The organism is Streptomyces bobili, assembly GCF_002154575.1.
Taxonomy (GTDB): domain Bacteria; phylum Actinomycetota; class Actinomycetes; order Streptomycetales; family Streptomycetaceae; genus Streptomyces; species Streptomyces bobili.
Genome location: NZ_MUBA01000366.1, coordinates 1 through 10,382 on the forward strand (window position 1 = coordinate 1; position 10,382 = coordinate 10,382).

The 10,382-nt window shown below is 71.9% G+C and carries 8 protein-coding genes; 7 read left to right on the top strand and 1 reads right to left on the bottom strand.

Annotated elements, in window-relative coordinates; all coding sequences use genetic code 11:
- The first annotated feature begins 2 nt into the window (after positions 1 to 2).
- The 3 genes from BZL64_RS26680 to BZL64_RS26690 all read left to right on the top strand — a co-directional run bounded on the left by BZL64_RS26680 (position 3) and on the right by BZL64_RS26690 (position 2,083).
- On the top strand, positions 3 to 581 hold the full coding sequence (locus BZL64_RS26680; RefSeq protein ID WP_086771730.1) for a TetR/AcrR family transcriptional regulator: 579 nt from the start codon (positions 3 to 5) through the stop codon (positions 579 to 581).
- A 93-nt stretch (positions 582 to 674) separates the two neighbouring features.
- The gene (locus BZL64_RS26685; protein ID WP_086771731.1) at positions 675 to 1,376 is read left to right on the top strand and encodes a ribonuclease HII; all 702 of its coding nucleotides are present in this window, start codon (positions 675 to 677) and stop codon (positions 1,374 to 1,376) included.
- 68 nt (positions 1,377 to 1,444) lie between these two features.
- Positions 1,445 to 2,083 carry a hypothetical protein gene (locus BZL64_RS26690; protein WP_086771732.1) on the top strand — a complete coding sequence of 213 codons (639 nt, stop codon included), beginning with the start codon at positions 1,445 to 1,447 and terminating at the stop codon, positions 2,081 to 2,083.
- A gap of 391 nt (positions 2,084 to 2,474) precedes the next feature.
- On the opposite strand, the gene BZL64_RS26695 is transcribed toward BZL64_RS26690, so the two are convergent.
- Complete coding sequence (locus tag BZL64_RS26695) at positions 2,475 to 3,092, bottom strand: hypothetical protein (RefSeq protein WP_086771733.1); 618 nt, start codon at positions 3,090 to 3,092, stop codon at positions 2,475 to 2,477.
- A gap of 375 nt (positions 3,093 to 3,467) precedes the next feature.
- Here BZL64_RS26695 and BZL64_RS26700 point away from each other — a divergent pair, with 375 nt between their 5' ends.
- The 4 genes from BZL64_RS26700 to BZL64_RS26715 all read left to right on the top strand — a co-directional run.
- Positions 3,468 to 5,621 (top strand): RecQ family ATP-dependent DNA helicase, encoded by a 2,154-nt coding sequence (locus BZL64_RS26700; RefSeq protein ID WP_086771734.1) that lies wholly within the window; start codon positions 3,468 to 3,470, stop codon positions 5,619 to 5,621.
- 115 nt (positions 5,622 to 5,736) lie between these two features.
- On the top strand, positions 5,737 to 7,527 hold the full coding sequence (locus tag BZL64_RS26705) for a DUF4192 domain-containing protein (protein ID WP_244205504.1): 1,791 nt from the start codon (positions 5,737 to 5,739) through the stop codon (positions 7,525 to 7,527).
- 532 nt (positions 7,528 to 8,059) lie between these two features.
- Positions 8,060 to 8,818 carry an NUDIX hydrolase gene (locus tag BZL64_RS26710; protein ID WP_086771735.1) on the top strand — a complete coding sequence of 253 codons (759 nt, stop codon included), beginning with the start codon at positions 8,060 to 8,062 and terminating at the stop codon, positions 8,816 to 8,818.
- A gap of 227 nt (positions 8,819 to 9,045) precedes the next feature.
- A partial coding sequence (locus BZL64_RS26715; RefSeq protein WP_244205505.1) for an ABC transporter ATP-binding protein occupies positions 9,046 to 10,382 on the top strand: 1,337 nt, incomplete at its 3' end.

Consider the following 10,382-nt stretch of genomic DNA (forward strand, 5'->3'; position numbering starts at 1 on the left):
AGTTGATCCAGTGCGGCGTCGTACTCGAACGCGCGATCCTCGACGCCGCACTGGATCAACTGGGCACGGTGGGGTGGAACGGCCTCACGATGGAAGGGGTGGCGGCCGGAGCCCAGACCGGCAAGGCGGCCGTGTACCGTCGGTGGCCGTCCAAGGAGGACCTCGTGGCCGACGCCCTGCGTGCCGGACTGCCGCGCCTGGACGCGGCGCCCGATCTGGGCAACGTGCGCGAGGATCTGCTCGTCCTGACGCGCCAGGCGCGCGACGCCATGTACTCCCGACCCGGCTTCGCGCTGCGCTCGATCATTCACGAGTGCGACCCGAGTCAGGCGGAGCGTTTCCACACCCTGATCTTCGAAGGGGTGGTCGAACCGACCGTGCAGCTTCTGCAAGAGGTCGTCAGCCGTGGAATCGATCGGGGCGAGGTGCGGGGGGACGCGGTGAACGGCTATGTCCTGGACGCGATCCCGGCCATGATGATGTACCGCTCCAAGATGTGCGGCAGCGAATGGAGCGACCCGGAGATCGAAGAGCTGATCGACCAGTTCATGCTGCCCCTGCTGCGTCCGGTCGCGGGCTGAGCCGGGGGCCGACGGGGCCCTCGACGATCGCGCGGGCGGTCACGGGGGCCGGAGTGTCGCGAGGAGAACCGGGCGGCGTAGGCTGAGGCCGCCATGGCGTACGAACCACCCACTCACACCGTCGAGCGCTCCCTCCGCGCCACGACCGGGGCCAAGGTCATCGCGGGCGTGGACGAAGTGGGCCGCGGTGCGTGGGCCGGCCCCGTCACCGTCTGCGCGGCCATCACCGGACTGCGTCGGCCTCCCGCGGGCCTCACCGACTCCAAGCTCCTCTCCGTCAAGCGTCGCAACCAGCTTGCCGTGGAACTCGAGACGTGGGTGACCTCCTACGCGCTGGGACACGCCTCCCCGGAGGAGATCGACGACCTGGGGATGACCGCCGCCCTGCGGCTCGCCGCGGTGCGCGCTCTGGACGCCCTGCCGGTGCGTCCCGAGGCGGTGATCCTCGACGGGAAGCACGACTACCTCGGCGACCCCTGGAGAGTCCGCACGGTGATCAAGGGCGATCAGTCGTGCGTGGCGGTCGCCGCGGCTTCGGTGCTCGCCAAGGTGCGGCGCGACAAAATGATGGCCGAACTGGGTATCGACCATGCAGACTTCGCTTTTGAGGACAACGCCGGGTATCCGTCCCCCGTGCACAAGGCGGCACTGGAGGAGCGGGGCCCCACCCCGTACCACCGGTTGTCATGGGCGTATCTTGATGCGCTGCCCCAGTGGCAGCACCTCAAGAAGGCCCGCAGCTGGGCGAACGGACGTGTTCCGGAGATCGAAGGCCAGCTCGGCTTCGACTTCTGACGGTTCCGCTCGCACTGACGTGCCACCCACTGGCGCGAGCCGCATCAACGTTTGATAGATATCAGCCCATGCCTCTCATTCCCGAGGAGCCTCAGATTCACGAGAGTGCCCAGGGTCCCCGCGCCACTCCGGCCAGTGGCCGCACCGCGCCGACCCCTCGTCCCGTTCCCGGCCCCCGTCCCGCGGCTCCGTCGCGTCCCGGTCGGCCTGGTCCTGTCCGGCCCACGCCGCCCGTGCAGCGCACGCCGCGCGATGTGGCCCCCACACCCGGGCCTTCGGCCCCGGCCACCCCTTCCGCTTCCGTGTCCGCTTCGGCGACTCCTCAGATCCAGCTGATCCCGGCCTCGGCCGAGGGCGCGCTGGATGCCGCCGAAGAGGCCGTCGACCTGCTTCTCGAGTCGGGCCGCGCCCCGGGCGAGGTGCTGGTGATCACCACCGGCGAACTCCACCCCTGGGCCGCCCACGAACTGTCCTTCGGTGAAGCGTCCTACTGGGCGCAGCACGACACGGGGGACGACGTCTTCTACGCCGACGTCGCCGCGCTGGAACGGGCGGCGGTGCGTCCCGTCGTCGTCGTGGCGGTCAACGGCGGCTCCGCTACGGCGGGCGTCACCGCACTGCCCTCGGCCCACGCGCGGGCCGGCGCCCTGCTGATCGTCTGCGGTGACCCGCAGGAGATCAACTCGGCGCTGGGCACCGCCATCTGAGCCCACTCCGGGTCGTCCGGGCATGCCCGGACGGGGGAGGCGCCGCCCCGGCGGTATCTCCCGTCTTCGCCTGCGTGGGCCTCGGCAGTGCGCAATGGCGCGCGCCCGGTCGCGGGCGCGTGGTCGGCCTCGGTGAGCGCCTGCACGGTGCTCTGGCGACGTGCGGAGCTTCTGGCGTCATGCGGAACGGGCGCGCCGTCATGCCGCGCGGACACCGTCACGGGCGGTGCCACGTGCCTGGTGCCGCGCCCTCGGTGTCCGCCGTTATCCGGGCGCGACTTCGCGCTGCACGGGCTGTGCGGTCGCTGCGCGGGGTGTGCGGTCACGGTGTGCCGGGCTCCGCCCGGTGAAGGCGGATCGTTTCTGCCGATCGGCGGGGAGTCGGCGGCTCTCAGCGGGCGGCCGCGCGGCGCAGTACTTCCGAGGCTGCGCCGCCGGTCCGCGGCAACGGCGGCGGCGCCTCGGACAGAGCGAAGGGCTCCGGCTCCGAATCGGCGTGGGGACGACGGCCCCCGCGGCCCTCGCCGAGGACCTGCCAGCCGTCCCTGGTCAGCGTGATGTACGCCCCGCAGCGCAGCCCGTGCAGCGTGCACGCGTCCCGCAGACCCCACATCCAGGCGCCGTCCTCCTCCGTCCAACGCCCGTCGCCCTCACGGCAGTAGAGCAGCACGGCGGTGCGCACCGGCGTACGGCGCCGCAGATCGTGCGGAATGACCCGGCGCAGCTGGGAGAGCAGCGCGTTACGGAACATCCAGCCGTCGGCCTGGGCCTGGCGCCGCGTGAACGAGGCGCTGGCCAGCAGACGTTCGTCCGGGTCGAGCACGGCCACGATCGCGGTGGCGGGCTTCGGCCGATGACGTGCGTGCAGGCCGCTGACGACCTCCCGCGGGCTGCGCAGCAGCGGAATGCCGGCCGAAGCCCATTCCGCGGGTTCGAGCAAGCGGTTGGCGGAAGCGGCGGACGTGGGCGTCGACAACGATGCCGAGGACGGAGCGATTCCGAGGGTCACGAGCCTCCCTTCGGCTACGGCCCACACCTGCGGGCGGGTCGGATTCGGGGGCGCGCACACCGCAGCAGAGCCCTGCCGGACCACGGGCGAGCCGTGCGGGGAGCGGAATTCAATTCTTCCTGTCGAACTTGGATGCGGCAACGAGCAATTGGGGTCGGCGACCCATATGTGGCGGAGAGTGTCTTATATCCTTACCCATGAGCACAGGGTGACGCGTGCCCGGCTCTCCACCCCACGTTCACCTGATGGGAAGGTGGCGTTCCCCGACCGGCGCGCACGCGGTGCCGCCTCGCGACCCCACCGTACGCCCGCGTCCGCCCTCGCTCACGCAGGGTGAGGTGGCCGATTGTCAGTGCCATCGGGTTGCATGGGGGCATGGACAACCTGGAGCTCCGCACCGAAGCAGACGCCATCCTCGCCGAACTGGTGGGTGCGCCGGGGGCGCGGCTGCGGGAGGACCAGTGGCAGGCGGTGGCGGCCCTGGTCGAGGAGCGCCGACGAGCCTTGGTCGTGCAGCGCACCGGCTGGGGAAAGTCGGCGGTGTACTTCGTCGCCACCGCTCTGCTGCGCCGGCGCGGTTCCGGGCCGACGGTCATTGTCTCGCCGCTCCTCGCGCTGATGCGCAACCAGGTCGAGGCGGCGGAGCGCGCCGGCATCCAGGCACGCACCATCAACTCGGCCAATCCGGAGGAGTGGGAGACGATCTACAAGGAGGTAGAGCACGGCGAGACCGACGTTCTCCTCGTCAGTCCTGAACGCCTCAATTCCGTGGACTTCCGCGACCAGGTGCTGCCCAAGCTGGCGGCCACGACCGGCCTGCTGGTGGTCGACGAGGCGCACTGCATCTCCGACTGGGGCCACGACTTCCGTCCGGACTACCGGCGGCTGCGGGCCATGCTCGGCGACCTCGCCCCTGGTGTGCCGGTCCTGGCCACCACCGCGACGGCCAACGCGCGCGTCACCGCGGACGTGGCCGAGCAACTGGGCACGGGTGCGGGCGAGGCCCTGGTGCTGCGTGGCTCACTGGAGAGGGAGAGCCTCCGGCTCGGCGTCGTACGGCTGCCGGACGCCGCCCACCGCCTGGCCTGGCTGGCCGAGCATCTGGACGAGCTGCCGGGCTCCGGGATCATCTACGCGCTGACGGTCGCCGCGGCGGAGGAGGCCACCGCCTTCCTGCGGCAGCGCGGCTTCACGGTGGACTCGTACACGGGCCGTACGGAGAACGCCGACCGGCTCCAGGCGGAGGTCGACCTCCAGCAGAACAGGGTCAAGGCACTCGTGGCGACCTCCGCGCTGGGCATGGGGTTCGACAAGCCGGACCTGGGATTCGTCGTCCACCTCGGCTCGCCGTCCTCGCCGATCGCCTACTACCAGCAGGTGGGCCGCGCGGGCCGAGGGGTGGAGCACGCCGAGGTGCTGTTGCTGCCGGGCAAGGAGGACGAAGCCATCTGGCGCTACTTCGCCGATACCGCCTTCCCGCCCGAGGCGCAGGTCCGCCAGACCCTGGCGGCCCTCGCCGACGCGGGACGGCCGCTGTCCGTGCCGGCCCTGGAGGCGCTGGTGGACCTCCGTCGCACCCGGCTGGAGACGATGCTGAAGGTCCTCGACGTGGACGGGGCCGTCAAGCGGGTGAAGGGCGGCTGGGAGAGCACCGGGCGGCCCTGGACGTATGACACCGAGCGGTACGCCTGGGTGGCCCGGCAGCGGGCCACCGAGCAGCAGGCCATGCGCGACTACGTCAGCACGACCGACTGCCGGATGGAGTTCCTGCGCCGGCAGCTGGACGACGAGGGCGCGGTCCCGTGCGGCCGGTGCGACAACTGCGCCGGCGCCTGGATCGACGCCTCGGTCTCGACCGAGGCCCTGACGGGGGCGACGAAGGAACTGGACCGTCCTGGAGTGGAGGTCGAACCGCGCCGGATGTGGCCGACGGGCATGCCCGCCCTGGGCATCGACCTCAAGGGGCGTATCCCCGCGCGAGAGCAGTGTTCCACCGGCCGCGCCCTGGGCCGGCTCTCCGACATCGGCTGGGGCAACCGGCTGCGCCCCCTGCTGGCGGAGAACGCCCCCGACGGCCCCGTTCCCGACGACGTCCTGAAGGCCGCGGTGTCCGTCCTCGCCGACTGGGCGCGCTCCCCGGGCGGCTGGGCACCGAACGTGCCCGACGCCTCGCCCCGGCCCGTCGGGGTCGTCGCCGTCCCGTCCCTCGCTCGCCCGCAGTTGGTCGGCTCCCTTGCCCAGGGCATCGCCACCATCGGCCGCCTCCCCTTCCTGGGCACCCTGACGTACACCGGTCAGGGCGGCGCCCACGCGGTACGCCGCAGCAACTCGGCCCAGCGGCTCAGGGCCCTCTCGGCGGCCTTCGCCGTCTCCGAGGAGCTGGCCGACGCCTTGGCGGCCGCTCCGGGGCCCGTGCTGCTCGTCGACGACTACACCGACTCCGGCTGGACCCTGGCGGTCGCCGCCCGTCTCCTCCGCCGGGCCGGCGGCGAGGCGGTGCTCCCGCTGGTCCTCGCCGCCGCGGGGTGAGCTTTTCCTTCGGCGGCGTGCTACCGGAGCATGTACGACCACGCGGTGACGTGTCCCTGGTCAGAGTTATCCACAGGCTCAACCGGAACCTCGCATTCTGCGAGATCGTCTGAGCATGACGAATCACAGCGAAACGACTGGTTCTTTCGAAAACGGCGACATCACGGGACGTGAGGGATGTACCGGTCCCGAGTCGTGCGACGGTGAGGCCGCGTACGTCCACGGGGGCACGCGGGGCAATGAGGCCACGTACGACCATGCCGCCAGGTACGACCGGGAGACGACGTACGACCTGGAGGCGACGCACGACCGGGAGACGACGTACGACCCGGAGGCGACGCACGATCAGGGGGCGACGCACGACCGGGAGGCGGTGTACGACCGGGAGACCGCGTTCGAAGGCCACGTCCCGTACGACGGACGCCCCGGCTGCGACGAAGGACCCGAGCATCAGGTCACCCTGCGCAGCCCGGCCGAGTTGGCCGATGCATTGCCCTACCTGCTCGGGTACCGTCCCGAGGACAGCATCGTGCTGGTCGCCCTCCACGACCAGGGCGGCAGGGGCAGGTTCGGTGGCCGCGCCCGCCTCGGTATCCCCGCCAACCCCGACGACTGGCCCGCGGTGGCCCGGCAACTGGCACAGGGACTCGTGACCGGCAGTGAACGCAGGGGAGGCCGCCCCGCACAGATCGTCGCGTATCTGTGCCAAGATCCGGCGCTGGGCGAGACGGGCGCCCTGGTGAGGCAGCGCCTCCAGCCGCTCGCGCACAGGCTCCGTGTCGAATGCGGTCGGCTCGACATCCCGGTGATCGAGGCGCTGTGCATCTCGGACGGCCGCTTCTGGTCGTACTGCTGCTCGGGCGCGGATTGCTGCCCGGCCGAGGGAGTGCCGATGGGCCTGCCAGGCACATCCGTCCTCGCCGCGGCCGCCACGTACGCAGGTATCCAGGTACGCGGCACGCTTCGCGAGCTGAGGGCCCGTCTGCTCCCGCTCGAGACGGGTGTCGCCGTGGAACAGGAAACGGCCCTCGACACCGCGGGTATGGCCCTGGTCCCGAAGATGCTCCACGAGGTGAGCCGCGCGGCCGTAGCGGACGAGACCATCGTGCTGGCCGCACGCCTCATTCGCCGGTTCTCCGAAGCGCCCACGGTGACGGGCGGCGCCCTCGTCGCCGACCGTCGGGACGACGCACTGCTGGCTCCTGAAGAAGCAGCGGACCTCGTCCTCGGCCTCCAGGACCGTGTGACCCGCGACCGCGCCGCCGAGTGGATGGAGGGCGACGAAGCAGCACCCGCCCTGCGCCTCTGGCGAGCGCTGGCCCGTCGCTGTGTCGGCCCCTACGGGGAGCACGCGGCGGCCCCGCTCACCCTCGCCGGCTGGGTCGCCTGGTCCAGCGGCGACGAACTGGAGGCCCGCGAGGCCCTCGCCATGGCCCTGGGTGCGGACCCGGGCTACCTCTTCGCGCGCCTCCTGCACCAGGCCTGCAACCAGGGCCTCGACCCGGAGTCGGTCCGTCGCTGCCTGCGCTCCGAACGCGAGGTCCGCGGGGACGAGGCGACAAGGCAGGGAACGGACCGTCCGGCTGAGGCCGGGGCGTCGGCCTCAGCCGGGGAGGAGGACCACGAAGTCGGCGTCGACGGCACCGGCGACCGGGGCGAAGCCCAGCGTGCTGAGGCATCTGACGAGGACGGTGGCGCGACCGGTTGCGCTTCAGGACCGGCGCAGATCCCTTCACCGGCTGCCGGCCGTCGACGGCGCCGTGTGCGTTCCGCCGGCTCGACGCGCCCCACCACGCCAGGGCAGGGCGAGACGCGCTCGCGCACCCGCACCCGCGCCTCGGACGGGGCTTCGGCACAGCGGCGGAGCGGCGGTGCCGACGGCGACGAGATCAACAGGCAGAAGTGATCCGGTACCGGATCGGCGCGCCACCGCGAGGGGTGACCGGGGTGCCCCCGGGTCGGTCGGTTCCCGGGCAGGAGCATCGAGGCAAGGAGCACGCCCCGGGCTCCGCAGGCTTCCCGAGTGATACGGCGTGAGCAGCGAACCGAGGGGCGCGCCCCGCTGCCGCAGACGACGGGGCTGTGGAGGCGGGGTGCCGCCGGAATCCTCCTCCCGACCACGGTGGCGGGCATCCGGCCCGATGCCGTGGCCAGGACCGTGACTCTGTGCCCGCTGTGCAGCGCGCCTCTTGGTGAACCCGGCCCCTGACGGGACGGCAGGTCTCCGCTGCCGCCTTCTCCGCACGAGTCGGCCGAGCTGACCGGCCATGGTCGAGGAAGCGCCCGAATGGCTGCCATTGGGCACATGACCTGGCATGACAGCAGACCGGTCGGCAGCGTGGGCGAGTGGTGCGAACGCTTCCGGCCGCGAGGGATCAGCCGTCGAAGCGGCCGACCGAGGGAGTGTTTATCGTCAGGAAGACGACTATGATCGCCGCATGCCCTACGACCCGTCAGCATTTCCGCCCTTCGCCGTCACCGTGGACCTGGTCGTGCTGACCGTGCGTCGTCATGCCCTGTGCGCGCTGGCGGTGCGCAGGGGTGAGCCGCCGTTCCAGGGCCGGTGGGCGCTACCGGGCGGCTTCGTGCGGGACGACGAGGACCTCTCCCAGGCCGCTGCCCGCGAACTGGCCGAGGAGACCGGACTTCGCGCCTACGGCCCCGCCGCCCCTGACCAGGACAATGGCGCGCACCTGGAGCAGCTCGCCACCTATGGCGATCCCAAGCGTGACCCCAGGATGCGGGTGGTCAGCGTTGCCCACCTCGCGCTCGCCCCCGATCTGCCCGCGCCACGCGCGGGCGGCGACGCCAGCAATGCGCGCTGGGCGCCGGTCGAGGAGCTTCTGCAACAAGGCGGCTACGGCCGTGACGGTGAACCGGTGGCGCCCCTTGCCTTCGATCACGCGCAGATCCTCGCGGACGGCGTCGAGCGGGCCCGCTCCAAGATCGAGTACTCGTCGCTGGCGACCGCCTTCTGCCCCGCCGAGTTCACCGTCGGGGAGCTGCGCCGCGTCTACGAAGCGGTGTGGGGCGTGGCGCTGGACCCACGCAACTTCCATCGCAAGGTGACGGGTACCCCGGGCTTCCTGGTCCCTACGGGCGGCACCACCACCCGTCAGGGCGGCCGTCCCGCACAGCTCTTCCGCGCCGGCGGCGCGACCTTGCTCAACCCGCCGATGCTGCGGCCCGAGGTCTGATCCGGGCATACGCGCGGGCACGCGGCCGGGCGGCCTCGATCACCACGGGCCGCCCACCTGGCCCCTGCCCTGGCCCCCTGCCCCCCGGCTCCTCGCCGCCCGAGGAGCCAGGGGGCAGGTGTCGATCGCCTTGCCCGGTCAGGGCGGTTGGGCGCCGGGACGATCACCGGCCCGCGATCAGCCTTGCTATACCTCAAAATCGGACATAGCGCGCTATCTTGCTACGGGTGATCCAGGCCTTCGGACTGACCAGCAATCCCCGCAAGGACCTCCCGCTCGCGCTCGACGACGTTTCCTTCGAGGCGCGGGCGGGACACGTGACCGTGCTGCTCGGAGCGGCGGGCGCGGGTAAGACCACGGCGTTGAGGCTGATGCTCGAACTTCAACAGGGCCGTGGCCTCACCTACTTCAGAGGCCGACCTCTGCACCGCATCGCCCACCCGTCACGCGAGGTCGGTGTCCTCCTGGGTGATGTGCCGGGGCATCCCGCCCGTTCCGTCCGAGGCCACCTGCGCATGCTGTGCGCGGCCGCCGGCGTTCCGGGCCGACGGGCCGACGAAGTCCTCGAAGCGGTCGGCCTGGTCAGCCTGCGCGACGAACGCCTCGGCACGCTCTCCCGCGGCATGGACCGTCGGCTCGGCCTCGCCTGCGCTCTCCTCGCCGACCCGCACACCCTGGTGCTCGACCACCCGGCCGAGGGGCTCTCCGAGCGCGAAAGCCGGTGGCTGCACGGTCTGCTGCGCGCGCACGCGGCCCAGGGCGGGACCGTCCTTTCGACGACCCCCGACCCCAAGGAAGCCGCCCGCACCGCGGACCGGGTCGTCACCCTGGACCAGGGCAGACTCGTCGCCGACCAGGAGGCCGCGTACTTCGCCCGCACCCGGTTGCGTCCCCGGGTGGCCGTCCGCAGCCCGCATGCCGTGCGTCTGGCGTCCCTGCTCACCAAAGAGGCCCGCACCGCTCGCCGCTCCGTCGAGGTCGTACAAGAGGACGGCAACCGCCTCTCCGTGTACGGCAGTAGCTGCGCCGACATCGGAGAGGTCGCTTTCCGGCACCGCATCCTTGTTCATCAACTCGCGGTCGAAGTCGGTGACATGGGGCCCGGATTCGATGGCCGCCCCGTGGACGCGACGCCCGCCTGGCAGGAAACCGGTGGCTCGGGCGGGGAGCCCACCCGTGCCGACGCCCCTGCCCCGTGCGACGCCGGTGACCTGGGTGCCATGGGTGCCATGGGTGATCCGGGTGACGCGGATGATCCTGGTGACGCACATGTCCGAAGTGGCTCCGGTGACTCGCGGGCCTGCGACAAGGTGTCCCGCGCCGTGACGCCCGCAGCGGCAGTCGACGGCACCTCCCCGGACGACCCGAACGCGGCCTCCACCTCCGCCGGAGCCCGGCCCCCGTCGCCCACCGCCGATCCAGAACTCACCCCGGCCGGGACGACAGTTTGGGTCGGCGAACCGTGTGCGCCCGGAGCCGTCGGGACCGGACCCACTGCCGTCGGAGGAGCAACGGGACCCATCGGCCCGCCGAGCCCACCCACAACCGTCGTCGACGACTCCCC

Bases quoted from the DNA above. Each gene is read 5' to 3' on its own strand.
- BZL64_RS26685 (WP_086771731.1), top strand. From the start codon at position 675: ATGGCGTACGAACCACCCACTCACACCGTCGAGCGCTCCCTCCGCGCC.
- BZL64_RS26690 (WP_086771732.1), top strand. From the start codon at position 1,445: ATGCCTCTCATTCCCGAGGAGCCTCAGATTCACGAGAGTGCCCAGGGT.
- BZL64_RS26700 (WP_086771734.1), top strand. From the start codon at position 3,468: ATGGACAACCTGGAGCTCCGCACCGAAGCAGACGCCATCCTCGCCGAA.
- BZL64_RS26705 (WP_244205504.1), top strand. From the start codon at position 5,737: ATGACGAATCACAGCGAAACGACTGGTTCTTTCGAAAACGGCGACATC.
- BZL64_RS26710 (WP_086771735.1), top strand. From the start codon at position 8,060: ATGCCCTACGACCCGTCAGCATTTCCGCCCTTCGCCGTCACCGTGGAC.